Origin of the sequence: Panacagrimonas perspica (genome assembly GCF_004364935.1) — a bacterium.
Classification (GTDB): domain Bacteria; phylum Pseudomonadota; class Gammaproteobacteria; order Nevskiales; family Nevskiaceae; genus Panacagrimonas; species Panacagrimonas perspica.
The window spans coordinates 368434-391793 of the sequence record NZ_SOBT01000010.1 but is presented as its reverse complement, the minus strand read 5'-3'; the positions used below and the strand labels follow the sequence as shown (position 1 = coordinate 391793).

The window sequence follows — 23360 nt, the reverse complement described above, 5'->3', positions numbered from 1 at the left end:
ATGCGGCGGTCCAGCGCCGCACTGCTGCTCGTGCTGGCAACATTGGGCATGTCACGCGCGAACGATCCGCTCCCCGTACCCGCCGACCCGGCGGCGGGTGAGGCGGTGATCGTCGTGCACGGTCTGGCCCGGTCCGCCAAGGCGATGCAGAAACTCGCCGACGCGATGAAGGCCGCGGGCTACGTCGTCGTCAACCTCGACTATCCGTCGACCACGGCGACGATCGAAGTGCTCGCCACCACGCATCTGGCGCCGGCGGTGCAGGACGCGGTCGCCTCCGGCGCCACCCGCATCCACTTCGTGACCCATTCGATGGGCGGGATCGTCGTGCGTCAGTACCTGGCGACGAACACGCTGCCGCAACTCGGCCGCGTCGTCATGCTCGGACCGCCCAATCACGGCAGCGAACTGGTGGATCGGCTCGGCCGCTTCGCGCCGTTCGCGTGGGTCAATGGTCCCGCCGGGAAGCAGCTCGGCACCGACGCCGGCAGCCTGCCGAACCGGCTGGGTCCTGTGCGCTACTCGGTCGGCATCATCGCGGGCACGCGCTCGTTCAACCCGGTCTACTCGGCGATGATCGACGGCCCCGACGACGGCAAGGTCAGCGTCGCCAGCGCGCGACTCGACGGCATGACGGACATCATCGAGCTGTGGGAGAACCACACGTTCATGATGCGTAGCGACGAGGTGATCCGGCAGTCGCTGCACTTCCTGCGCGAGGAGCAGTTCGATCGGACGTCGCCGCCTGCGTAGCCCGGGTGCAACCCGGGGCGTCTCGACCGAAGGATGGATACGCAGTCCCGGGTTTCACCCGGGCTACGCGTGACGCGGTTCTTCAGGGCTTGCCCGCGAGCCTCTTGCGCATCTCCGCAAACCGCGCTTTCTCCGCCGCGTCGAGCACCGGCCAGTGGATATCCATGGATTTGAGCGTGCGCACGACGATGTCGGCGACGGCCGCACGCATGAACGACTTGCTGTCCGCGGGAATCGCGTACCACGGAGCATGCGCGGTGGACGTGGCGTTGAGCATCTCTTCGTATGCCTTCATGTAGTCCTTCCAGCGTGCGCGCTCGTCGAGATCGCCGGACTCGAACTTCCAGTTCTTCTCCGGTTCGTCGAGGCGCGCCAACAGCCGGTCGCGCTGCTCGTCCTGCGACACGTTGAGCCAGAACTTGATGATCACCGTGCCGTTGCGCGCCAGGTGCTTCTCGTGATCGCGGATCGAGTCGAAGCGCTGGCTCCACAATTTTTCCAGCGGCACTTCGTCCGGGAGTTTCTGCTTGTCCAGGTATTCCGGATGCACGCGCACGACGAGCACTTCCTCGTAGTAGCTGCGGTTGAACACGCCGATGCGGCCGCGTTGCGGCAGGCACAACGCCGTGCGCCACAGGAAGTCGTGATCGAGATCGGTTTCGGAAGGACGCTTGAACGAGTAGACCTCGCAGCCCGCAGGATCCACGCCGGACAGTACCGCGCGGATCGTCGAGTCCTTGCCGGCCGCGTCCATCGCCTGGAACACCAGCAGCACCGAGTAGCGATCGTGCGCATAAAGCATTTTCTGGAGTTCGGCGAGCTCCTTGACCGATTCCTCGAGATCACTCTTGAGCTCGGCCTTTTCCGGCACGTTTCGCGGCGGCTCGCTCGGCGACTTCGACAGCTTGAACGAGCCGTCGAACGGCACGAGATACGGACTGGCGACGGCCTTGAGCATGATCGGACTCCTTTGATCGCTATCCCGGCGGACCGGGCACGACGTAGTAGTACACCGTGAACCAGTGCAGCAGGCTGCCGCCGAGCACGAACAGGTGCCAGATCGCGTGGTGGTAGCGCAGGCGTTGCCAGGTGTAGAAGGCCACGCCGCCGCTGTACGTGATGCCGCCCGCCGCGAGCAGGATCAGGCCGCCCGGCTCCAGCCGGTCGAACAGCGGCTTGATCGCGACCACCGCGCACCAGCCCATCAGCAGGTACACCGCGAGCGAGACTTTCTCGTAGCGGCCGGTGGTGAAGATCTTCAGGCCCACGCCAATCACGGCCAGGCCCCAGGTGAAGCCGAACAGGCTCCAGCCCCAGGGACCGTGCAAGGTCACCAGCGTGAACGGCGTGTAGGTGCCGGCGATCAGCAGGAAGATCAGCGAATGATCGATGACGCGCAGCACGTGGCGTGCGCGCGGCAGCGGAATGCTGTGATAGAGCGTCGAGGCGGCGTACATCATCACCAGCGTGGCGCCGAAGACGCTGGAGGCGACCACGTGCCAGACGTTGCCGTACAACGCGGAGCGCACCACCAGCACGACCAGGCCGATGATCGCCAGAACCACGCCCAGGCCATGCGTGATGGCGTGGGCGAGTTCTTCGCCGAAGCTGTAGAGGTTGTCGCGGGCCTGTTCGAGCTGCTGCGGAACGTGGACCCGCGGCAGCGGTTGTCGCAGCGCGGCCTTGTGCCGTGCCTTACCCGGCACGCTCGACCCTGAGCGTGGCGCCGTCCGCCTGCACCACGCGCACCTGGCTGCCGGCCGGCATGTCCGGCCCGCTGATGCGCCATTGCGAATCATCGACGCGCAGCGTGCCGATGCTGTTGACGACGGGGTCGCTCAACGTGAACGTGCGGCCCACGTAGGAATGGCCGCGGCGATTCAGCGAAGGCTGTTCGACCACCACTTTCTGCGGCCACAGCTTGCGGTACGCGAAGAAGCAGACGATGGAGAGCACGCCGAACAGCACGCACTCCACCGGCCAGCTCGTCGGCGCCGCCCAGGCGATGGCGCCGACGATGATCGCCGAGACGCCCATCCACATCAGCACGAAGCCTGTGGGCAGGAACATCTCGACGATCAGCAGCGCCAGGCCCGCGACGAACCAGTGCCAGTACTGCAGCGCGTCGAGTTCCATCTCAGGCGGCCGGCGACTTGGGCGCGCCGCCGATGCCGGCGTTCTTCGCCAGCTCGGCGATGCCGCCGATGGCGCCGATCACGCTGCCGGCTTCCAGCGGCATGAACACGAGCTTCTCGTTCGGGCTCGCGGCGAACTTGGTCAGCGACTCGATGTACTTGGTGGCCACGAAGTAGTTCAGCGCCTGCACGTCGCCCTTGGCGATGGCCTGCGACACCATCATCGTCGCCTTGGCTTCGGCCTCGGCCTCGCGCTCACGGGCTTCGGCGTCACGGAATGCGGCTTCGCGACGGCCTTCCGCGTACAGGATCTGTTCCTGCTTCTGGCCTTCGGCGGCGAGGATCTGCGACTGGCGCTCGCCCTCGGCCTTCAGGATCGCGGCCTGGCGGAAACCCTCGGCCTCGAGGATGTTGGCGCGCTTGTCGCGCTCCGCCTTCATCTGGCGGGCCATCGAGTCGACCAGATCCTGCGGCGGGCGGATGTCCTTGATCTCGACGCGCGTCACCTTGACGCCCCAGGGCGTGGTCGCGGCGTCGACGACGCTCAGCAGCTTGGTGTTGATGTGGTCGCGCTGGCTGAGCAACTCGTCGAGGTCCATCGAACCCATCACGGTGCGCAGGTTGGTCATCGTGAGCTGCATCATCGCCAGCTCGAGCTGCTGCACCTCGTAGGCGGCTTTCGGTGCATCGAGGATCTGGAAGAACACCACGCCGTCCACGCCGACCATGGCGTTGTCCTTGGTGATGACTTCCTGGCTCGGCACGTCCAGCACCTGTTCCATCATCGAGAGCTTGCGCCCGATGCGGTACATGTACGGCACCATGAAATGCAGGCCGGGCTGGTAGGTGGCCACGTACTTGCCGAAACGCTCGATCGTGTACTCCTTGCCCTGTGGCACGGTGACGACCAGCTTCCACAGCGTGATCGCAGCAAAAATCAGGAAAATAATGGCGACGGCGCCCATGACAGCCCCCCGGTTGAATGGCTTGAAAAGTATGGCACGGGCACCGCGGATGCCATCACCGCGGCGGCCCTCGAAGCAGGGTAGCAGTGAGACGCGGTGCGCAGGCGCAACCTTAGCCCGGGCGAAGCCCGGGATTGCGCCCCGTATGCGAGGGGAACCCCGGGCTTCGCCCGGGCTGCGGGTTACGCCAGCTCCGCCTTGGCCATTCCCTTGATCCGCTCCACCATCGAATAGAACCCGTTGCGCCGGTTCATGCTGATGTGCTGCTCCAGCCCCAGGCGGGTGAATGCCGCGGCCAGGTCCAGATCGAGGATTTCCTTCGGCGTACGGCCGGAGGTCAGGCCCAGCAGCAGGGCGATCAGGCCCTTGACGATGTGCGCATCGGAATCGCCGCGGAATTCGAGCCGGACCGGCGGGCCGTCCTGGCGCGTGTGGGCCAGCCAGACCTGGCTCATGCAGCCGCGCACCTTGTGCGCCTCGTCGTGCTCGCTCTCGGGCATCGGCTCCAGCTTGCGGCCGAGCTCGATCAGGTAGCGGTAGCGTTCTTCCCAGTCGCCGAGCAGCTCGAAGGTGTCGGCGAGTTCATCGATGTCCATACGCGATTCTAGTGCGGCGCTGGGAGGCGGCTCCATTCGCAGCAGTATTCGCGCCGCGCCACGTTCGGCCCGCCGCGTGCTCATGGGGACTACAATTCGCGATCTGCTATTCGAGATTCGCCCGTGTCCCGACCCTCCGGCCGCAATGCCGACCAGCTCCGTCCCGTCTCGATCCAGCGCAAGTACACGCGCCATGCGGAGGGTTCCGTCCTCGTGGCCTTCGGCGACACGCAGGTGTTGTGCACCGCCAGCGTCGAGGAGCGCGGTCCGGCCTGGAAGAAGGACAGCGGCTGGGTCACCGCCGAATACGGGATGCTGCCGCGCGCCACGCACACGCGCGGGCGCCGCGAGGCGGCCCAGGGCAAGCAGTCCGGTCGCACGCAGGAGATCCAGCGGCTGATCGGTCGATCGCTGCGCGCCGTGGTGGACCTGAGCGCGCTGTCCTGCTGCACGATCACGCTGGATTGCGACGTCCTGCAGGCCGATGGCGGCACGCGTACCGCGGCCATCACCGGCAGCTACGTCGCGCTGGTGGATGCCGTCGCGGCGATGAAGAAGAAGGGCCTGATCAAGGGCAACCCGGTCCACGGGCAGGTCGCCGCGATCAGCGTCGGCATTCACCGCGGGCAGCCGGTGCTGGACCTGGACTACGTCGAGGACTCGGACTGCGAGTGCGACATGAACGTGGTCATGAACGACGCCGGGCACTTCATCGAAGTGCAGGGCACGGCCGAAGGTCACGCCTTCCGCCGCGAGGAGCTGGATCGTCTGCTCGACCTGGCGCAAGGCGGCATCGCGCAGTTGATCGAGGCGCAGCGTGCCGCGCTCGCGGGATAAGACCGCTCATCACGAAGGATCACGCGGCTTGTTCGCCGCGCTCGGGGCGTACAATCGCGACATGGAAGAGATCGTCATCGCCAGTCGCAATCTGAAGAAGGCCCGCGAGCTGGAAGACCTTCTGCAACCGCTGGCACTGCGCGTGCGAAGAGTCAGCGAATTCTCGCCCAAGGAACCGGCCGAGACCGGGCTCACGTTCGTCGAGAATGCACTGATCAAGGCGCGCCACGCGGCCGCCGCTTCCGGCCTTCCGGCCATCGCCGACGACTCGGGTCTCTGCGTGGACGCGCTCGACGGCGCACCCGGCGTGCGCTCGGCGCGCTACGCCGGCGAGCCGGCCTCGGACGCGGTCAACAACGACAAGCTGCTGGCGGAGATGGACCGCATCGACGACGACGCGCGTGGCGCGCAGTTCGTCAGCGTCGTCGTGCTGCTGCGTTCGCCGAACGATCCGATTCCGCTGATCGCCGAAGGGCGCTGGCGCGGCACGATCCTGCGCGCACCGCGCGGTGGACAGGGCTTCGGCTACGACCCGCTGTTCTTCATCCCGGACCTGCGCTGCAGTGCCGCGGAACTCGCGCCCGACCGCAAGAACCGCATCAGCCATCGCGGTCTGGCGATGCAGCAACTGCTGCGTCAGCTCGCCGGAGCCTGATCGGCTCCTTCTTTTTCGCATCGCGAGAAAGAAGGGCAGTTCGCGGCGCCATTCCATGAGCAACACCGACCTTCCGCTCGAAAGCGTGCCGCTTTCGCTCTACGTGCATCTGCCGTGGTGCGCGCGCAAGTGCCCGTATTGCGACTTCAACTCACATGCCGCCCGCGGCGTGATTCCGGAGCGCGAGTACGTCGACGCGCTGATCAGGGACCTTGAATTCGAACTCTCCGATGCGGGTGAGTCGCGGCCGCTGCGCAGCATCTTCTTCGGTGGAGGCACGCCGAGCCTGTTCTCGGGCGCGGCGATCGGGCGCGTCCTGGATGCCGTTGCGGCGCGGTTGAAATTTGCGAACGACATCGAGATCACGCTCGAAGCCAATCCCGGTACTGCGGATGCCGCGAATTTCCGTGGTTATCGCGCGGCCGGCGTGAACCGCATGTCGATCGGCGTGCAGAGTTTCGATCCGGCGCATCTGGCAGCGCTCGGGCGCATCCATTCCGGCGACGAGGCACGGCGTGCGTTTGCGATGGCACGTGACGCCGGTTTCGACAATCTGAATCTCGACCTGATGTTCGCGCTGCCACAGCAGACGCAGGTACAGGCCCTGGCGGATCTCCACGGCGCGCTCGCGCTGCAGCCGGAGCACCTTTCCTGGTATCACCTGACCCTGGAGCCGAACACGGAGTTCGCCGCTCGGCCGCCGGCCGTGCCTGACGCGGACACCGCTGCCGACATGCACGACGCGGGCTGCGCGCTGCTCGCCGATGCGGGCTTTGCGCATTACGAGACCTCGGCATTCGCGCGGCCCGGCCTGCAGAGCCGTCACAACCTGAATTACTGGCGCTTCGGTGACTACCTCGGCATCGGCGCCGGTGCGCACGCCAAGCGCACGGCCGGAAAGGATCTGCGGATCGAGCGACGCGCGCGCCACAAGCATCCGCGCACCTACATGGAAACCGCCGGAACCGCAGAGGCCATACAGGAACGGCGCGTGCTTGCACAAGACGAACTGCCGTTCGAGTTCTGCATGAACGCGCTGCGACTGCACGACGGGTTCATCGCCGAACAGTTCGAATCGCGTACGGGTGCGCCGTTCTCAGCGCTGTCGCCGATGCTGGCCCAGGCGCTGCGCCTGGGCCTGGTCGAGCCGCCGGCGACCGATGCTGTTCGTCCGACCGAAGCCGGGCGCCGTTACCAGAACCGCTTGTTCGAACTGTTTCTCTGAGGAAGGACCGCCGCGTGCTCGAAGAAACCGAAGTCACCTGTCCGTACTGCTGGGAGACCATCGTGCTGGAGCTGGACCTGTCCGCCGGTTCGCAGACCTACACCGAGGATTGTTCGGTGTGTTGCCGGCCGATCGTCGTGCACCTGCGAGTGTCGGACGACGGCGAAGGATTCGAAGTCGATGCGCGCGCGGAGGATGAATAGCGTCCTTACCGTAGCCCGGACGAAGTCCGGGGTTCCCCTCGGATAGGGAGCGCAACCCCGGACTTCGTCCGGGCTACGTCACATCGCTTTGACGCGACGCTCCCAGATCGCCAGCACGATGCAGCCTTCGTCGCTGTGCACGTGGTGCTCGCTGCCGGGTTCGTTGATCAGCAAGGTGCCCGTCGGATGATGACCGCGCTGGTCGGTCTGGCTGCCGGAGAGCACGAGGATGTGCTCGTAGCCCATGTGCAGGTGATCCGGTGCGTGCGCGCCGGGCTGGTAGCGCAGCAGCATCGCGGCGGGACCGCCGTCCGGCGTCTCGTAGATCGGCAGGCAGTCGATCCCGGTGTGAAACGGCTTCCAGTCCTTCTCGGCGGTCGTGGCGACCACGTCGAGCAGGCCCTGCATGGCGATCGCATTCATCCCGCGGCGTCGACTCTTGGATTTTCAGGAGGCTCAGCCTAACCCGCCGCTTCCGGCCGGCACCAACGCCGGCACGCGTTTCAGGACAGCGTGGATAGCAGCGACGCCGAATCCGACACCGCGCCGAACACGCCGCCCTGCATCTTGATCATGCTCAACGCGGCGAGATGGTTCTTGTGATCGGTGGCGCCGCAGCAGTCTTCGAGCAGCACGCATTCGAATCCGCGATCGTTGGCCTCGCGCATCGTCGTGTGCACGCAGACGTCGGTGGTGATGCCGGTCAGGATCAGGTTCTGGATGCCGCGCAGGTGCAGGATCATCTCGAGATCGGTGGCGCAGAACGAGCCCTTGCCCGGCTTGTCGATGATGACCTCGCCGGGCAGTGGCTTGAGCTCGTCGATCAATTCCCAGCCCGGTTCGCCGCGCACCAGGATGCGACCGCAGGGGCCCTCGTCGCCGATGCCCGCGCCGATGCGACGGGAACGCCAGCGCTTGTTCGCCGGCAGGTCGGCGAGATCCGGGCGATGGCCTTCGCGCGTGTGGATCACGTGGAAGCCTTGCTTGCGGAACACGCTCAGCACCGATTTGATCGGCCCGATCGGCGCGCGCGTCAGCGACAGGTCGTAGCCCATCTTGTCCACGTAGCCGCCGACGCCGCAGAAGTCGGTCTGCATGTCGATGATGATCAGCGCTGTGTTCTCGGGGCGCAGATCGCCGTTGTACGGCCAGGGATAGGGCTCGGACTTGATGTGACGCTCGGTCATGCGGCGGTCTCGGTCGCTTCGGCTGCTGGAACAGGGCTCACTCGGATCAGACGGCGGCTTCGCCACCGGGCACCGCTTCCTGCGGGCGCGGGGCGGGCTTGGACAAGGGCGCGAGGTTGTACTTTGCGCAGGCCATCAGCAGCCCGGCGACGCCGAGATAGCTGAGCGCGACCATCGGCGTCTTCGCGAAGCCGATCGCCTCGCTGTGCATGAAGCCGAAGAACGTGAGGACGGCGCCGGTCGCCGCGAAGCCTGCGGCCTTGGCGAATGCGCGATCGATGATGCAGGCCGCGACTGCCGCGAGGATCAGGCTCGTGAGAATCGCGCCGCTGCCGAGCAGTTCGAGGCCGTGATAGAGCACGCCCATGCCGGCGAGCTTGTCGATGCCGACCGCAGCGGCGTTCGTGCCTGCAGCGCCGAGCGCATTGTCGATCATCAGCTTGCCCCAGCCTGCCACTTGCGGGATCAGCGACAGGATCACCGCAGGCGCATGGCTCTTCGGTGTTTCCTGGAACGCCTGCGCACCGATCAGCATGCCGATGTAGAGCAGGATCGGCGAGATCGCGACGACCGGGATCAGCGCCATCATCACGGCGAGGATGCCGAGCCAGGACATGATCAGCACCATCACGCCGGTGGCTGCGGAATAGCCGATGCGTCCGCCGATGGCCTTCCAGCCGGGGTGGCCGATGTAGACCGCGTTGATGAACGGATTGCCCAGGCAGCAGCCGATCAGGCTGACGACGCCGTCGGCAGTGAGCACGCGCGTCGTCGGGAAGTGATCGCCGCCGGCTTCCGCGCTCTCGACGTTGTCCATCGCCTCGACCAGGTCGTAGATGCCGAACGGGATCGCGGTGACCAGGATGACGGCGAGGAATTCGAAGCCGCCGAACACGTGGCCGAAGGCCGGCAGCGGCACCGAGAAGCCGAAGCTCGCAAACGAGGAACCGAGCTTCTCCAGGCTCATGCCGCCGAAGTTGAAACCCAGCGCCAAGCCTCCCCAGGCGATCAGCGAACCCACCGCGATGGCGACGAGGCCGGCCGGGATGCCCTTGAAGTAACGCACGCCACCGAACCAACTCGACAGCAGGATCGCGAAGCAGATGATGCCGATCACCGGATCCATGTACATCTCGAGCGCCGGGCGCATCGAGATGAACGCGATGGACACACCGGCCAGCGCACCGAGCAGCGCCGCACGCGGCGTGATCTTCTTGATCCACGGCGCCACGAAACCGCCGATCATCAGCACGAAGCTCTGCACGAACACCCACGTCAGGCCCGCTTCCCAGCCCTTGATCGGATCGCCGGTGGCGGCCGCGATCGGCATCATGATCACGAACACCACGACGAACATGTGCGGCACGCTGATGCCCGATGGCAGCGCGCACACATCCGTGCGCCCGGTCTTCTTCGCGAGCTGGTAAGCCAGATACGCGTAGTAGACCGTCGACAGGAACAGCATCAGTCCCGTCGCCGGCAGGATGCGGCCGAACACGAGGTCGTCCGGCAGCTTGAGCACGTAGCGCATCAGCGCCGTGAGCGTCAGCAGATTGACCAGGATGTTGGTGCCGAAGCCGAAGAATGCGTTCCAGTCCCCGGGAACCCAGATCGACGGTTTGAAAGTGCCGGCGCTGCTGCTGGCTGCGGTGCTCATGACGCTTGTCTCCCTTTCCCCAAAACGATGCGAACGCCGCACGTCCGCCCCGGACGCGCGACGACCTGTGCGATGCGTCAGCCGAGCGCGGCGATCACGCGCGCCGAATCCGAGACCCAGCCGAAGATGCCGCCCTGCGCCTTGATCATTCGCAGCGCGGTCTCGTGGAATTCCGGGAAGTACGACGCCGCGCAGTCCGAGGGCACGAGGCACTCGAAGCCGCGGTCGTTGGCCTCGCGCACCGTCGTGTGCACGCAGACCTCGGTGGTGACGCCGCACACGATCAAGGTGCGCACGCCACGGTTCTTCAGGATCAGCTCGAGATCGGTCTGGCAGAACGAGCCCTTGCCGGGCTTGTCGATCACCGGCTCGCCGGCTTTGGGATAGAGCTCGGGGATGATGTCGTGGCCGGCTTCGCCGCGAATCAGGATGCGGCCCATCGGGCCGATGTCGCCGATCTTCGTCTCGCCCTTGCCGCGCGCGAGCTTGCTCGGCGGCACGTCGCTCAGGTCGGGTCGATGGCCTTCACGCGTGTGCAGGACCAGCAGTCCGGCCTTGCGGAACGCGGAGAGCAGCGCGTGGATCGGATCGATGGCGCGCCGCAGCAGCGACACGTCGTTGCCGAGCATCGCGCCGAAACCGCCCGGCTCGATGAAGTCGCGCTGCATGTCGATGATCAGCAGCGCGGTGCTGGCCGGGTCGAATGGCAGGTCGTAAGGCTCGGCTCGAATCAGGTGCGTCACGCGATCCCCGTGTGGCTTGCGCCGTCGCAGTGCTTGCCCCTCTCAACGCAGTATCCATGCCAGCGTGCTTCGTTGCATGCAAGAACGGAAGGGGCGGTTTTGCGGATGCCGCGAAGCGGCTTTTCCGGGTGCGCTGCTAGGCCGCCGGCGGCGCGGCCAGGTACGCGCGCCAGCCGCCGAAGTCCGTGATATCTCGGGCCGAACCGAGCGCGCCCTGCTCGCAGATGAAGGCGTTCTCGACGCTTCCGTCGGCGAGTTCGACCTTGCCCAGACCCAGCGGAGCACCTATTCCGTCGAGGAAGGAGGCGAGTTCGCTGGCGGGCATCTCCCAGACTTCGACGTCGATGCACCGACCGCTGGCGTCGCGCACCAGCGCGGGTCGAAACGGTGGTCCACCCGGGAGCGCGTAGAGGCGATGGCCGGGCGCGGTCTGCGTGGCGCGCACGAGACGCGCGCCGCGATCGCGGAGCTGGTGATTGAGCGCGAGGCCCTGCAGATGCGCGCCACAGACGACGACGCGGATGCGATCGCCCGGAATCAACGCACGCTTCAGCGTCGCATCGGGAGCAACGCTGCCCGCGACGAAGTGCCCGGCCATCGCAAGCAGGTACTGATCCGTGCCGGCGCGCCCGAACAGCGTCACGCCCCAGGGCAGGCCACTGCGCTGCTGCCCGGCGGGCACGGCAACGGCCGCGTAGTCGAGCAGGTTCATGAAATTGGTGTACGTCCCGAGCTCGCTGTTGCGCCGGATCGGATCGGCTCGAAGCTGCTCGCGCGTGAACGCGCGGGGAATCGTCGGCGTGAGCACGAAGTCGATAGCCGCGAGCTCGCGGTCGCACTGGTGCTGAAGTTCTCGCAAGCGCTGCGCCGCGTGTACGCGCTCCACGGCGCTGGCCCGGTTGCCGGGGGCGACGACCTCGCGGATCACCGGCAACACCGAGGCGTCCTCGAGCAGATGACCGAAGGAGGCGTAGCGCTCCGCTGCGCCAGCCGGTTCGTACAGCATCTTCGCGGCATCGAGAAAAGGCTGGAATTCCAGCTCGAAGGCCTCACCCCCGAGCGCTTCGAGACGCGCCCGGGCGGCGGCGAACAGGGCAGGGCCTTCGTCGCATCCGCACCACACCAGATCCGCTTGCCGTGGCACGCCGAATCGAAATCCGGAGAGGCGACCGCGCGCCGGAGCGGCGTTCCCCATCGGATTGCGGCGACTCCAGGCCTGCTTCTCATCGAAGCGTGCGAGCAGCGCCAGCAGCGATGCCGCTTCGGCTGGCGTGCGCGTGAACAGGCTCACGCAGTCGAGCGACGGGCAGCAGGGCACGACGCCCTGCGTGGACACGATGCCGCGTGTCGGCTTGCATCCGACCAGGCCGTTCAGCGCGGCCGGCACCCGGCCCGAGCCGGCGGTGTCGGTGCCCAGCGCGAAGCTCGCCACACCCAAGGCCACCGCTAGTGCCGAGCCCGAACTCGAACCTCCGCTCGGATACTCGGGCAGGAACGCGTTGGGGCATTCGCCGTACGGCGAGCGCAGGCCATTCAGACCGGTGGCGAACTGATCGAGGTTGGTCTTGCCGGTGGGGATCGCGCCGAGTTCGAGCAGGCGCGCAACGACGGTGGCCGACACCGTCGGCGTGTAGGCGTAAGCGGGGCAGGCGGCCGTCGTGGGCACGCCGGCGAGATCGAGGTTGTCCTTGATGGCAAACGGGACGCCGTACAGCGGCAGCGAGGCCGGATCGCGCGCTTCCAGCGCGTGCAGGAACGGTTCGAGCTGCTCGTCGGACAGCAGTTCGATGTAGATCCGGAAGCGCTCGTTGAGGTCACGCGCCTGCTGCTGGAGCTGGCCGAGCAGCGCGCGCGGCGTCAGCGTCCCGTTGCGATAGGCGGCCTGCAGGGCAGCGGGAGACAGATCGATGGTGGACGTCGCGTTGGGGCCGGCATTCATGGGCACGACTCTCGGTTTTGGCTGCACTCATTCTTGTATGCAACATGAATGCCGAGGCTTGCATACAATCGACCGATGAGCCTTTTCCGGTGCGTTTCCTTGTTTCGCCGGTGCGCGCGATGAACGCCGCCAACCCGATCAGGGCGGGGTCGGCGCAGGAGGTCTATCAGCAGCTCAAGACGCTGATCATGAGCTTCGAGCTCTACCCGGGCTCCCGCGTCACCGAGACCGAACTGGCCGAGCGCTTCGGCGTCAGCCGCACCCCCGTCCGCGAGGCGCTCCAGCGGCTGCAGCTCGAGGGCTATCTGACGGTGCGGCCCAAGCAGGGCTGCTTCATCCGCGAGATCGACATCGCGGAGATCGACGAGCACTACCAGGTGCGCATCGCGCTGGAGATGTGTGCGATCGAACTGGCCTGCACGCACATGCCGGAGCGCGAACTCAAGGAACTGGCGCGCCAGTGGGACCCGATCTACCAGCCGACGGAAGACGTCGACGTGGAGACGATGTCGGCGCGGGACGAGACGTTCCACATCGCGCTCGCCGAAGGCAGCGGCAACCTCGTGCTCGCGGACTATCTGCAGCGCGTCAACCAGACGATCCACATCATCCGGCGTCTGGATTTCACCAACGACATGCGCGTGGACCTGACGTACAAGGAGCACCACGCGATCTGCCAGCACCTGATCAAGCGCGACGTGGTGGCCGCGCAGCAGGCGATGACGCAGCACATCCGGCGCAGCCAGCAGGCGGCCCGGGCGATCACGCTGGAGCAGTTGTCACGCGCGAGATCCAGGGTCCGACGCGCCCAGCGGGTCTAAACCCGTAGCCCGGACGAAGTCCGGGGTTCCCACCTTCCCCGGAGCCGCAACCCCGGACTTCGTCCGGGCTACGGTCAGTCCGCGAGCACGTCCTTCAACCAGGCCCCGATCCGCTCGATCTCTTCCATGCAGACCTCGTGCGCCATCGGGTACGTGAGCCACTCGACGGTCTGCCCCATCGCCTTGAGCTGATCGCGGCTCCACTCGCCGATCTCCAGGTTCAGGACCGGGTCGTACTGGCCGTGGACCATCAGGATCGGGATGTCGCGGTTTGCGGCGTTGGCGTCGCGCGCCAGCGACTCGGCCGACGGCAGATAGGTCGACAGCGCGAGCAGGCCGGCGAGACGGTCCGGGTAACGCAGCGCCGCGTGCATGGCGATGGCGCCGCCCTGCGAGAAGCCGGCAATCACGATGCGACCCGGCTCGACGCCGGCCTTGCGTTCGGCCTCGATCAGTCCGCGCACGCGCGCAACCGAGTCCAGGATGCCCTTGTCGTCCATCTTGCCCTTGCGATCGAGCGAGACGATGTCGTACCAGGCGCGCATCGGCATGCCGCCGTTGAGCGTCACCGGGCGCACCGTTGCGTGCGGGAAGATGAAGCGGATGCCGGCGTCGGCTGCGAGGCCCAGTTCGCGCACGATGGGAACGAAGTCGTGGCCGTCCGCGCCCAGCCCGTGCAACCAGATCACGCTCGCGCGCACCGGGCCGTCGGGTTGCACGATGACGGCGTCGGCGGATTCCTGGAGTTTCATGTCGATGGGTGGGGTCTTTCTTCGAACGGTAGAATGCGCGGCACGTTAATGGATTCCCGCCGTCGCGGGAACGACCCGCGCCCTGATGCGAATTCCCCTCGTCACGCTCCTGCTGTTTCCGCTTGCGCTGTGTCTGGCCGCCTGTGGTCAGTCCGGTGATCTGTATCGCCCTGACAAGAACGCGGAGCCGGCCCCGGCCGCGCCGGCGACGCCGACCCCGCAGGTGGTGCCGCCGGTGACGGCTGCGCCGTCGGCAGATGACAAGACGCCGGAAGCGGACAAGAAGAAAGAGGAAGAAGCCAAGCCTGCGGCGACGCCGCCTGCGGACACCGCCCCCTCCTCGCCGACGACGACCCCGTGACCGATCACTTCCACATGCGCGACGGCGCGCTGTACGCCGAAGACGTTGCGCTCTCCGATATCGCACAGCGGTTCGGTACGCCTTGTTACGTGTACTCGCGCGCCACGCTCGAACGGCACTACCGCGCGTTCGACGAGGCGCTGGCCTCGGTGCCGCACCAGGTCTGCTTCGCGGTGAAGGCCAACTCGAATCTCGCGGTGCTCGGCGTGCTCGCCAAGCTCGGCAGCGGCTTCGACATCGTCTCGGGAGGGGAGCTGCGCCGCGTGCTCGCGGCCGGCGGCGATCCTTCGAAAGTCGTGTTCTCCGGCGTGGGCAAGACCGCCGACGAGCTGCGCTTCGCGCTCGAGCAGCGCGTCGGCACGTTCAACGTCGAGTCCGAATCCGAACTGCGCCGCCTCGACCAGCTCGCGCAGGCCGCGGGGACGCGCGCGTCGATCGCGCTGCGCGTGAACCCGGACGTCGATGCCAAGACGCATCCCTATATCTCCACCGGACTCAAGCAGAACAAGTTCGGCGTGGACCTCGTGACGGCGGAGCGGCTGTACGTCGAAGCGCAGTCGATGAAGGGCATCCACATCAGCGGGATCGCCAGCCATATCGGCTCGCAGCTGCTGGACGTATCACCCTATCTGGACGCGCTGGATCGCGTGCTGACGCTGGTGGACCGGCTGGCCGCGAAGGGAATCGAGTTCGATCATCTCGACGTCGGTGGCGGGCTGGGCGTGCGCTATCGGGACGAGATCCCGACCGAGCCGGCCGACTGGGCGAAAGCCTTCCTGCCCAAGCTGGCGGGGCGCCGGTTCAAGATCATGACCGAGCCGGGCCGCGCCATCGCGGGCAACGCCGGCGTGCTGCTGATGCGCGTGGAGCTGATCAAGCGCGGCGAAGCCAAGCACTTCGCGGTCGTCGACGCGGCAATGAACGACCTGCTGCGGCCGTCGCTGTACCAGGCCTGGATGGACATCGTGCCGCTGCGTGAGAACAGGACGGCGAGCGTCCAGAACTACGATGTCGTCGGCCCCGTGTGCGAGACCGGCGACTGGCTGGGCAAGGATCGCGAGCTCGCCATCGCCGAGGGCGATCTGCTGGCGGTGCGCACTGCCGGCGCCTACGGTTTCGTCATGGCGAGCAACTACAACACGCGCGGCCGCGCGGCCGAGGTCATGGTCGACGGCGATCGCGCGGTGCTGGTGCGTGCACGCGAGACGTTCGACGATCTGGTGCGCGGCGAGCGCCTGCTGGAAAGCTAGGCGGGCGGAGCGCCGAGGTGGACCTCAGCCTCGGCCCTGCCAGCATCCTGGCGCTGACCGCCTCGATGATCGTGCTGTCGGCACTGCCCAGTGCCAGCGTGATGGCGGTGACCGCGCAATCGGCGGCCTTCGGCTTTCGTCACGGCGCCGCGGTGTCGGCCGGCGTCGTCGCCGGTGATCTGATCTACATCCTGCTCGCGATCTTCGGACTGTCGCTGTTGGTCGATGCGATGGGCGGCGCGATGGAGGCCATCCGCTATCTGGGCGGCCTGTACCTGATCTGGCTCGGCGTGCGGCTGTGGCGGTCTGCGCCGCGCAGCAGCGACGGCGATGACGAGGATGCGGATGGCGCGCCGTCGATGCGGTCCAGCTTTGCGACCGGACTGCTGATCACGCTCGGTGACCAGAAAGCGGTGCTGTTCTACCTGGGCTTCCTGCCGGCCTTCATGAACCTGGGGCTGGTCACTACGATGGACGTCTTGGTCATCGCGACCGTCGCCGCACTGTCGGTGGGTGGCGTGAAGCTCTTGTACGCGGCGGCCGCGGCGCGGGCGCGCATCCTGCTCGGAACCGGCGTGGCGCGGTGGATGAACCGCGTCGCAGCGGGCGTGATGCTCGCAGTGGGCGTGTTCCTGCTGACGAAGAATTTCCTGTTGTCTTCCTGATCGATAGAGAGAACCCGGCGCCATGCATCCCCTGATCCTCGTCGATGGCAGCAACTGGCTGTTTCGTGCCTTCCACGCGCTGCCGCCGCTGACGGCGCCGGACGGGACGCCGACCGGTGCCGTGTTCGGCATGAACAACATGCTGCGGCGCCTGATCAAGGACTATCAGCCCAAGAGTCTGGCGATGGTGTTCGATCCTCCGGGGCGTACGTTTCGCGAGGACATCTATCCCGAGTACAAGGCCACGCGCGGCGCCACGCCCGAGGACCTCGTGCTGCAGTTCCCGCTGGTGGTCGAGTTGTGCGAGGCGCTGGGGATGCGCGTGCTGCAGGTCGCCGGCGTCGAAGCCGACGACGTGATCGGAACGCTGGCGGTGCGAGCGGCGGCGGCAGGGCAGGACGTGCTGATCGTCACCGGCGACAAGGACATGGCGCAGCTCGTGACGTCGCAGGTGCATCTGCTCGACACGATGAAGAATCGCCGCATGGATCCCGCGGGCGTCGTCGAGAAGTTCGGCGTGCTGCCGGAACGCATCGTCGATTTTCTCGCGCTGATGGGCGATACCTCGGACAACATTCCGGGCGTTCCCGGCGTCGGCGAGAAGACGGCGGCCAAGCTGATCACGGAGCACGGCTCGCTCGACGGCGTGCTCGCGGCGGCGCCGACGATCAAGGGCAAGCTCGGCGAGAACATCCGCGCGAATCTCGACCGCATCCCGCTGGCCAAGGATCTGGCGACGATCCGCACTGCGCTGGAACTCGGGCTCACACCCGAGGATCTCGTGCCGCGCGAGCCGGACGAAGTGCAGCTCGAGGCGTTCTACGCGCGGCTCGGCATGCTGCGGCGCGCCGCTGATCCGGGCACCACATCAAACGCGGGCGGGCCTGCTGCGACGACCGCCGCTCCGCCATCCCCTGCGCCCGATGCGCCGCGTGCAGCGGCCACGGCGGCAGAACTCGTCGTCGATGAAGCCGCGCTCGAGGCCATGGCCCAGGCGCTGGAACGCGCCGACCTGATCTGCCTGGATACCGAGACCGACGCGCTCGATGCGAATCAGGCGGGGCTCGTCGGATTCGCGTTCGCGATCGAAGAAGGCAAGGGATGGTACGTGCCGGTTGCGCACAATTATCTGGGTGCGCCGGAACAGCTTTCGCTCGAGGTCGTGCGCGCGCGCCTGAAAGCCGTGCTCGAAGACGACGCGAAGCCGAAAGTCGGCCAGCACATCAAGTACGACCTCAATGTGCTCGCGCGCCACGGCATCGTCGTGCGCGGTGTGGCCTACGACACGATGCTCGAGAGCTACGTGCTCGATGCAGCCGGCAATCGCCACGACATGGACACGCTGTCCGAGAAATATCTCGGTCACAAGACGATCAAGTTCGAGGACGTCGCCGGCAAGGGCAAGAACCAGATCACCTTCAACCAGGTGGCGCTCGACAAGGCCGCGGACTACTCCGCCGAAGACGCCGACATCACGTTGCGTCTGCATCGCGCGCTGCATCCGCGGCTGGTCGAGATCCCCGAGTTGCAGCGCGTGTTCGAAACCATCGAGATGCCGCTGGTGCCGGTGCTGGCGCGCATGGAGCAGACGGGCGTGCGTGTAGATGTGCCGCTGCTCAACCGCATCAGCGTCGAACTGGCGGCGCGCATGGATCAGATCCGTGCGGAGGCTTTCGAAGTCGCCGGCGGAGAGTTCAATCTCGGATCGCCCAAGCAGTTGCAGGAGATCCTGTTCACGCGGCTCGGCCTGCGCGTGGTCAGCAAGACGCCGAAGGGCGATCCGTCCACGGCCGAGGACGTGCTCGAAGTGCTGGCCGAAGAACATCCGCTGCCGCGCAAGATCCTCGACTGGCGCGGCATGCAGAAGCTGCGTTCGACGTACGCGGAGCAGTTGCCCAACGCGGTGAATCCGCTGACGCGTCGCATCCACACCAGTTATCACCAGGCCGTCGCTGCGACAGGCCGCCTGTCGTCGCAGGATCCGAATCTGCAGAACATCCCGGTACGCACGGCAGAGGGACGTCGCATCCGCCAGGCGTTCATTCCGGAGGACGGCCAGTCCCTGCTGTCCATCGACTACTCGCAGATCGAGTTGCGATTGATGGCGCATTTTTCTGCGGACGAGCGCCTCGTCGCCGCGTTTCGCAGCGGACTCGACATTCACCAGGCGACGGCAGCCGAAGTCTGGGGCGTTGCGCTCGATCAGGTCACTGGCGAGCAACGTCGTGCGGCCAAGGCGGTGAACTTCGGATTGATCTACGGCATTTCCGCGTTCGGTCTTGCGCGCAATCTCGGCATCGCACGCGGCGAGGCGCAGGACACGATCGATCGGTTCTTCGGGCGTTATCCCGGCGTGAAGCGTTTCATGGATGGCACGCGTCACGCGGCGCATGAGCGCGGCTATGTCGAGACACTGTTCGGCCGACGCCTTTATCTGCCCAACATCCAGTCCAAGAATCAGGCGATGCGTCAGTACGCGGAGCGCACCGCGATCAACGCGCCACTGCAGGGAACCGCGGCCGATCTGATCAAGCTCGCGATGATCGACGTGCAGCGCTGGCTCGAAGGCCATGCACCCGACGTGCGCATGATCATGCAGGTGCACGACGAACTCGTATTCGAAGGTCCGTCGGATCGTATTGCGGCGCTGGCCTCGGAGATTGCAGGTCGCATGGTGAGCATCCACACGTTGTCGGTGCCGCTGGTCGCGGATTACGGAATTGGAACGAATTGGGACGAAGCGCATACCGCGACCGGGCATGCGATCAGCTGAGCTCGCGAAGCTGGAAAAGGCCGATTTCAGCGGCAATATCGATTATCCGAAGACCTGAGCCAGCGCTCATCACGTGATGAGTGGCAATCGAAGAAAAAATTGCGGGAATAAATTCCCACAACTCAGTGGCTTGGCGCCGTATCAAAATGAATTCGGTGCTTTGGGGAAATTTTTGGAAACTTTCCCGGCGCGCGTCGCTCTATATCCATGAGTGACGGACCTCCCTTCCTTCACTCCCCGCTTCTACTCCCTGAGCGGGTCCGGCTTCCCCGGCCGGAGCAAGCTGGCCCGACGGATTTCCCCGATCCGTCGGGCCTTTTCTATTTTTGGCGCCCGAAATTCCGGAATCATCTTCCGCGATGGGCGAACGAAAAAAATCGCTGAAAGTTTTTTCGCGTTTCCGCGAACTTTCCGAAGTAACCGCCCTCTATACCTTCGAGTGACGGACCTCCCTTCCTCACTCCCCGCTTCTACTCCCTGAGCGGGTCCGGCTTCCCCAGCCGGAGCAGCGCTGGCCCGACGGATTCCCCGATCCGCCGGGCCTTTTCTATTTGTGGGACAAAATTCCGAGGTTATTTTTTCGAAAGGGGCCGGCGAGAAAAATTCCCGAAAACTTTTTCAGATCGCCGCGAACTTTCCGGAAAAGGCGCCGTCTATAACCTTGAGTGACGGACCTCCCTTCCTCACTTCCCGCTTCTACTCCCTGAGCGGGTCCGGCTTCCCCAGCCGGAGCAAGCTGGCCCGACGGATTTCCCCGATCCGCCGGGCCTTTTCTATTTCTGGCGCCGAAATTACCCGGCCGCCGGACTCGGGGGCGCCGCGGGGTCCGGCAGTGCGAGGAGCCTTGCCAGCGCATCGCGGGCCTCTTCAACGCCTTGGCCGGAGTGAGACGAGAAAAGCTGCGACTGGACCTCGATTCCCATCTCGCGGATCTTCTTTTGCACCGTCAGCAAGGCGGTCTTGCCCGCCCCGAAGCCCAGCTTGTCGGATTTGGTCAGCAGCACGTGACAGCGGCGCTCGCCGAGCTGGATCCAGGCGAGCATCTGCTGATCGAAATCGGTCAGCGGGTGACGGCAATCCATGATCAGGACGATGCCCTGCAGATTGGGCCGCTGCTCGACGAATCGACCCACCATGCGCGCCCAGTCCTTCCGGATCTTCTCCGGGACCTGCGCGTAGCCATAGCCGGGGAGATCGACCATGCGGCCGGCCGGCCCGGCCTGGCCAGGCAGCTCGAACAGGTTGATCAGCTGCGTCCGTCCCGGCGTCTTGCTGACGCGGGCGAGGGCCTTCTGGTTGCATATCGCGTTGAGCGCGCTGGATTTGCCCGAATTGGAACGGCCAGCGAACGCCAGCTCCGACAGGGCGTCGGTCGGACACTGGTCGAGGCTGGCGCAGGACATCACGAACTGGGCGTGCGCGAAGGGATTGGGCCGGGGAGTGGCCGTGGGGTTCAGCAAGGGACTGTGCGCCGTGTAAAATCCGCGCCACCATAAACGCTTGCGCGCAACCCCTGCCAGCCCGGCGCGCCTGCACATCGTCTTCGGGAGCCAGCATTAACATGTCGATCGTCGTTCGTGGCCTGATTCGTGGTCTGGTTGGGGCCTGTGCTTTTGGGCTTTCCGCCTCTGTTTTCGCCGCCGATGCGGCTCCTGCCGCCAGCGCCTTCACCAAGGGCGACGCCAAGGCCGGGGAAACCAAGGCCGCGGTGTGCGCTGCCTGCCATGGTCCGGGAGGCAAGAGCGCCATGCCGGCCTGGCCCAAGCTGGCCGGGCAGGGCGCGCCTTACCTCTACGCGCAGCTCAAGCATTTCAAGGACGGGTCGCGCAACAACCCGATCATGGCCGGCCAGGTGGCCGCGCTGTCCGACCAGGACATGCAGGACCTCGCGGTGTTCTTCGCCGCGCAGGAAATGTCGCCGGGCGTGGCCAGCAAGGATGCGATTCCGGTCGCCGAGAAGCTGTACCGGGCGGGCAATGCCGAGCGCGGCATCCCGGCCTGCTCGTCCTGCCATGGCCCCAAGGGCTCGGGCAACCCGGCGGCGTCCTACCCGCGCATCGGCGGCCAGCACGCCGACTACACGGCCGCGCAGCTCAACGCGTACCGGAAAGGGGAACGCAAAGCGGGCGCCAATGGTCTGATCATGGCTGAAGTCGCCGGCAAGCTGACGGATGCGGAAATCGCAGCCCTGGCGTCGTACGTCAACGGTCTCCAGTAACGCTGTCCCCCACTCGTCACAGGAACTCTCCATGCGCGGTTCGCTGCGGGCGCTCGTCGCCGCACTGTCTCTGTTGAGCTTCGCCTGCACGGCCCAGGAAAAAGGCGCGCAGTACGAAGAAGGCAAGCAGTTCAAGGAGGTCAAGACGGTCGCCAAGCCGGTCGACCCGAAGCGGATCACTGTCGAGGAGTTCTTCTGGTACGGCTGCCAGCACTGCTTCCACTTCGACCCCGATATCGCGGCCTGGGTGAAGAAGAAGCCGGCGGATGTGGATTTCATCCGTATCCCCTCCAGCTTGGGCCGCCCCGAAGGCGTCGTGCACCAGAAGGCCTACTACACGGCTGAAGCGCTCGGCGTCACGGAGAAGATCCACAAGCCCCTGTTCGATGCCATCCACGAGCAGCACCTGCCGCTGATGACGCCGGATTCGATCGGTAATTTCTTCAACTCGCAGGTCGGCGTGCTTCCGGACGTCTTCAAGAGCACATTCACCGGCTTCGCCGTCGACAGCCGCGTGCGCCGCGCGGACACGCTGGCCAAGGACTACATGATCTTCAGCGTCCCGACGGTGGTCGTGGGCGGCAAGTACCAGGTGACGGCCCAGATGGCAGGCGGGACGTTCGCCGACATGCTGAAGGTGATCGACTTCCTCGTCGAAAAGGTGCGTTCGGAGCGCAAGAACTGATCTTCGCGTGACCCGACTTTCATCGAGACTGCTGAATGCCCGGCTCCTGGCCGGGCTTTTCATTTTTGTTGCTGCAGCGGCGGGCGCGGCTGCGCCGCAGGCGCCGCTGGCCTCGGTCGAGCGCGCCTGCGAACGCATCGGCGAGCGGCTCAAGGATGTGGGCGTCCAGGGCTGTCTCGACGCCGGCCTGATCATCGGCGAGGGTGCCACGTACAACGGCATGCCGATGATGTATCGCGATTTCGTGCCCGGCAGCAGCCGACGTACGCCGTTCCGCGTGCTGCTGATCGGCGGCATCCACGGCGACGAGCTGACGTCGGTGGCGATCGCCTTCCAGTGGATGAAGAAGCTGCAGACCGAGCGGCTGCAGCCGTTCCACTGGCGCGTCATCCCCTCCTCGAACCCGGACGGCCTGCTGTTGCCCGCATCCACCCGGACCAACGGGCGCGGCGTCGACCTCAATCGCAACTTCGCCACGCCCGACTGGGACGCCAAGGCGCTGGATCGCTGGCGCAAGGTCACCCGCTACGACCCGCGGCGCTTCCCCGGTTCGGCCGCGGCGTCGGAATTCGAGACGCGCTGGCTGATGGACCAGATCGGCGAGTTCCGGCCGGACGCGATCGTGTCCATCCACGCGCCCTGGGGCGTGCTCGATTACGACGGCCCGCTCGACCCGCCGCAGCGCTTCGGATACCTGAGGCTGCAGCCGCTGGGGGTCTACCCGGGTTCGCTGGGCAACTACGCCGGCATGGTCCTGCGCGTACCGACGATCACGCTCGAGCTGCCCAACGCCACGGACATGCCCACCAACGCGCAGTCGCAGCGCATCTGGGCGGACATGCTGGGATGGCTGGAGCGGAATCTTCCGCGTGGGGAGCCGCCGCTGTATCAGCGACTGGGCGACTCGCACTGGGTGCAGCGCTAGTCGCCCGACAGCACG

Annotated in this window: 25 protein-coding genes; 13 read left to right on the top strand and 12 right to left on the bottom strand. The window is 66.1% G+C overall.

Annotated elements, in window-relative coordinates; translation table 11 throughout:
- A complete protein-coding gene (locus DFR24_RS18620) occupies positions 1–753 on the top strand; it encodes an esterase/lipase family protein (RefSeq protein WP_133883130.1) in 753 nt (250 codons plus the stop codon).
- An 82-nt stretch (positions 754–835) separates the two neighbouring features.
- On the opposite strand, the gene DFR24_RS18615 is transcribed toward DFR24_RS18620, so the two are convergent.
- The 5 genes from DFR24_RS18615 to DFR24_RS18595 all read right to left on the bottom strand — a co-directional run bounded on the left by DFR24_RS18615 (position 836) and on the right by DFR24_RS18595 (position 4449).
- Positions 836–1711 carry a PPK2 family polyphosphate kinase gene (locus DFR24_RS18615; RefSeq protein ID WP_133882913.1) on the bottom strand — a complete coding sequence of 292 codons (876 nt, stop codon included), beginning with the start codon at positions 1709–1711 and terminating at the stop codon, positions 836–838.
- Positions 1712–1730: 19 nt separating this feature from the next.
- Entirely contained in the window at positions 1731–2459 is a 729-nt protein-coding gene (gene trhA / locus DFR24_RS18610; protein ID WP_246051713.1) for a PAQR family membrane homeostasis protein TrhA, read from the bottom strand.
- Positions 2449–2889, bottom strand: coding sequence for an NfeD family protein (locus tag DFR24_RS18605; RefSeq protein ID WP_133882911.1), 441 nt, complete (start codon positions 2887–2889; stop codon positions 2449–2451). The genes trhA and DFR24_RS18605 overlap by 11 nt, the downstream gene beginning before the upstream one ends.
- 1 nt (position 2890) lies before the next feature.
- Positions 2891–3853 (bottom strand): SPFH domain-containing protein, encoded by a 963-nt coding sequence (locus DFR24_RS18600; protein WP_133882910.1) that lies wholly within the window; start codon positions 3851–3853, stop codon positions 2891–2893.
- A 182-nt stretch (positions 3854–4035) separates the two neighbouring features.
- Positions 4036–4449: a SufE family protein gene (locus DFR24_RS18595; protein WP_133882909.1), complete on the bottom strand. Its 414-nt coding sequence runs from the start codon at positions 4447–4449 to the stop codon at positions 4036–4038.
- Positions 4450–4572: 123 nt separating this feature from the next.
- On the opposite strand from DFR24_RS18595, the gene rph reads away from it, so the two are divergent.
- The 4 genes from rph (at position 4573) to DFR24_RS18575 (ending at position 7369) form a co-directional block, all read left to right on the top strand.
- Positions 4573–5286, top strand: coding sequence for a ribonuclease PH (gene rph, locus DFR24_RS18590; RefSeq protein WP_133882908.1), 714 nt, complete (start codon positions 4573–4575; stop codon positions 5284–5286).
- 61 nt (positions 5287–5347) lie between these two features.
- Positions 5348–5941, top strand: coding sequence for an RdgB/HAM1 family non-canonical purine NTP pyrophosphatase (gene rdgB, locus DFR24_RS18585; RefSeq protein WP_133883129.1), 594 nt, complete (start codon positions 5348–5350; stop codon positions 5939–5941).
- Between the two features lie 55 nt (positions 5942–5996).
- The gene (gene hemW, locus DFR24_RS18580; protein WP_133882907.1) at positions 5997–7166 is read left to right on the top strand and encodes a radical SAM family heme chaperone HemW; all 1170 of its coding nucleotides are present in this window, start codon (positions 5997–5999) and stop codon (positions 7164–7166) included.
- Positions 7167–7180: 14 nt separating this feature from the next.
- A complete protein-coding gene (locus DFR24_RS18575) occupies positions 7181–7369 on the top strand; it encodes a CPXCG motif-containing cysteine-rich protein (protein ID WP_133882906.1) in 189 nt (62 codons plus the stop codon).
- Positions 7370–7447: 78 nt separating this feature from the next.
- Here the strand turns inward: DFR24_RS18575 and DFR24_RS18570 are convergent, their stop codons facing one another.
- From DFR24_RS18570 to atzF, 5 genes are all read right to left on the bottom strand, one after another.
- Positions 7448–7792: a cupin domain-containing protein gene (locus DFR24_RS18570; protein WP_210772391.1), complete on the bottom strand. Its 345-nt coding sequence runs from the start codon at positions 7790–7792 to the stop codon at positions 7448–7450.
- An 80-nt stretch (positions 7793–7872) separates the two neighbouring features.
- A complete protein-coding gene (biuH, locus tag DFR24_RS18565; protein WP_133882905.1) occupies positions 7873–8556 on the bottom strand; it encodes a biuret amidohydrolase in 684 nt (227 codons plus the stop codon).
- Between the two features lie 46 nt (positions 8557–8602).
- Positions 8603–10213, bottom strand: a complete 1611-nt coding sequence (locus tag DFR24_RS18560; protein WP_133882904.1) for a regulator — start codon at positions 10211–10213, stop codon at positions 8603–8605.
- A 77-nt stretch (positions 10214–10290) separates the two neighbouring features.
- Positions 10291–10956: a cysteine hydrolase family protein gene (locus DFR24_RS18555; RefSeq protein WP_133882903.1), complete on the bottom strand. Its 666-nt coding sequence runs from the start codon at positions 10954–10956 to the stop codon at positions 10291–10293.
- Between the two features lie 136 nt (positions 10957–11092).
- The gene (atzF, locus tag DFR24_RS18550; RefSeq protein ID WP_133882902.1) at positions 11093–12895 is read right to left on the bottom strand and encodes an allophanate hydrolase; all 1803 of its coding nucleotides are present in this window, start codon (positions 12893–12895) and stop codon (positions 11093–11095) included.
- Between the two features lie 119 nt (positions 12896–13014).
- Between atzF and DFR24_RS18545 the strand changes: the two genes are divergently transcribed.
- The gene (locus DFR24_RS18545; protein ID WP_133882901.1) at positions 13015–13716 is read left to right on the top strand and encodes a GntR family transcriptional regulator; all 702 of its coding nucleotides are present in this window, start codon (positions 13015–13017) and stop codon (positions 13714–13716) included.
- Between the two features lie 74 nt (positions 13717–13790).
- Here DFR24_RS18545 and DFR24_RS18540 read toward each other — a convergent pair whose 3' ends face one another.
- Positions 13791–14468 (bottom strand): alpha/beta hydrolase, encoded by a 678-nt coding sequence (locus DFR24_RS18540; protein ID WP_133882900.1) that lies wholly within the window; start codon positions 14466–14468, stop codon positions 13791–13793.
- An 85-nt stretch (positions 14469–14553) separates the two neighbouring features.
- Between DFR24_RS18540 and lptM the strand changes: the two genes are divergently transcribed.
- Genes lptM through polA form a run of 4 tightly spaced genes read left to right on the top strand, consistent with a single transcriptional unit; the run spans position 14554 to position 19517 of the window.
- Positions 14554–14829 (top strand): LPS translocon maturation chaperone LptM, encoded by a 276-nt coding sequence (gene lptM / locus DFR24_RS18535; protein WP_133882899.1) that lies wholly within the window; start codon positions 14554–14556, stop codon positions 14827–14829.
- A 14-nt stretch (positions 14830–14843) separates the two neighbouring features.
- A complete protein-coding gene (gene lysA / locus DFR24_RS18530) occupies positions 14844–16079 on the top strand; it encodes a diaminopimelate decarboxylase (RefSeq protein ID WP_133883127.1) in 1236 nt (411 codons plus the stop codon).
- A gap of 17 nt (positions 16080–16096) precedes the next feature.
- Positions 16097–16744: a LysE family translocator gene (locus DFR24_RS18525; protein ID WP_210772390.1), complete on the top strand. Its 648-nt coding sequence runs from the start codon at positions 16097–16099 to the stop codon at positions 16742–16744.
- Positions 16745–16766: 22 nt separating this feature from the next.
- Positions 16767–19517 (top strand): DNA polymerase I, encoded by a 2751-nt coding sequence (gene polA / locus DFR24_RS18520; RefSeq protein WP_133882898.1) that lies wholly within the window; start codon positions 16767–16769, stop codon positions 19515–19517.
- Between the two features lie 791 nt (positions 19518–20308).
- On the opposite strand, the gene yihA is transcribed toward polA, so the two are convergent.
- Positions 20309–20920: a ribosome biogenesis GTP-binding protein YihA/YsxC gene (gene yihA, locus DFR24_RS18515; RefSeq protein WP_407075126.1), complete on the bottom strand. Its 612-nt coding sequence runs from the start codon at positions 20918–20920 to the stop codon at positions 20309–20311.
- A 158-nt stretch (positions 20921–21078) separates the two neighbouring features.
- On the opposite strand from yihA, the gene DFR24_RS18510 reads away from it, so the two are divergent.
- Genes DFR24_RS18510 through DFR24_RS18500 form a run of 3 tightly spaced genes read left to right on the top strand, consistent with a single transcriptional unit; the run spans position 21079 to position 23345 of the window.
- Complete coding sequence (locus tag DFR24_RS18510; RefSeq protein WP_133882896.1) at positions 21079–21735, top strand: c-type cytochrome; 657 nt, start codon at positions 21079–21081, stop codon at positions 21733–21735.
- A 31-nt stretch (positions 21736–21766) separates the two neighbouring features.
- On the top strand, positions 21767–22420 hold the full coding sequence (locus DFR24_RS18505) for a thiol:disulfide interchange protein DsbA/DsbL (RefSeq protein ID WP_246051709.1): 654 nt from the start codon (positions 21767–21769) through the stop codon (positions 22418–22420).
- A 7-nt stretch (positions 22421–22427) separates the two neighbouring features.
- Positions 22428–23345: a M14 family zinc carboxypeptidase gene (locus DFR24_RS18500; RefSeq protein WP_246051708.1), complete on the top strand. Its 918-nt coding sequence runs from the start codon at positions 22428–22430 to the stop codon at positions 23343–23345.
- Positions 23346–23360: the final 15 nt, after the last annotated feature.

Bases quoted from the DNA above. Each gene is read 5' to 3' on its own strand.
- DFR24_RS18620 (WP_133883130.1), top strand. From the start codon at position 1: ATGCGGCGGTCCAGCGCCGCACTGCTGCTCGTGCTGGCAACATTGGGC.
- DFR24_RS18615 (WP_133882913.1), bottom strand. From the start codon at position 1,711: ATGCTCAAGGCCGTCGCCAGTCCGTATCTCGTGCCGTTCGACGGCTCG.
- DFR24_RS18605 (WP_133882911.1), bottom strand. From the start codon at position 2,889: ATGGAACTCGACGCGCTGCAGTACTGGCACTGGTTCGTCGCGGGCCTG.
- DFR24_RS18600 (WP_133882910.1), bottom strand. From the start codon at position 3,853: ATGGGCGCCGTCGCCATTATTTTCCTGATTTTTGCTGCGATCACGCTG.
- DFR24_RS18595 (WP_133882909.1), bottom strand. From the start codon at position 4,449: ATGGACATCGATGAACTCGCCGACACCTTCGAGCTGCTCGGCGACTGG.
- rdgB (WP_133883129.1), top strand. From the start codon at position 5,348: ATGGAAGAGATCGTCATCGCCAGTCGCAATCTGAAGAAGGCCCGCGAG.
- hemW (WP_133882907.1), top strand. From the start codon at position 5,997: ATGAGCAACACCGACCTTCCGCTCGAAAGCGTGCCGCTTTCGCTCTAC.
- DFR24_RS18570 (WP_210772391.1), bottom strand. From the start codon at position 7,792: ATGAATGCGATCGCCATGCAGGGCCTGCTCGACGTGGTCGCCACGACC.
- biuH (WP_133882905.1), bottom strand. From the start codon at position 8,556: ATGACCGAGCGTCACATCAAGTCCGAGCCCTATCCCTGGCCGTACAAC.
- DFR24_RS18560 (WP_133882904.1), bottom strand. From the start codon at position 10,213: ATGAGCACCGCAGCCAGCAGCAGCGCCGGCACTTTCAAACCGTCGATC.
- atzF (WP_133882902.1), bottom strand. From the start codon at position 12,895: ATGAATGCCGGCCCCAACGCGACGTCCACCATCGATCTGTCTCCCGCT.
- DFR24_RS18545 (WP_133882901.1), top strand. From the start codon at position 13,015: ATGAACGCCGCCAACCCGATCAGGGCGGGGTCGGCGCAGGAGGTCTAT.
- DFR24_RS18540 (WP_133882900.1), bottom strand. From the start codon at position 14,468: ATGAAACTCCAGGAATCCGCCGACGCCGTCATCGTGCAACCCGACGGC.
- lptM (WP_133882899.1), top strand. From the start codon at position 14,554: ATGCGAATTCCCCTCGTCACGCTCCTGCTGTTTCCGCTTGCGCTGTGT.
- lysA (WP_133883127.1), top strand. From the start codon at position 14,844: ATGCGCGACGGCGCGCTGTACGCCGAAGACGTTGCGCTCTCCGATATC.
- polA (WP_133882898.1), top strand. From the start codon at position 16,767: ATGCATCCCCTGATCCTCGTCGATGGCAGCAACTGGCTGTTTCGTGCC.
- yihA (WP_407075126.1), bottom strand. From the start codon at position 20,920: ATGTCCTGCGCCAGCCTCGACCAGTGTCCGACCGACGCCCTGTCGGAG.
- DFR24_RS18510 (WP_133882896.1), top strand. From the start codon at position 21,079: ATGTCGATCGTCGTTCGTGGCCTGATTCGTGGTCTGGTTGGGGCCTGT.
- DFR24_RS18505 (WP_246051709.1), top strand. From the start codon at position 21,767: ATGCGCGGTTCGCTGCGGGCGCTCGTCGCCGCACTGTCTCTGTTGAGC.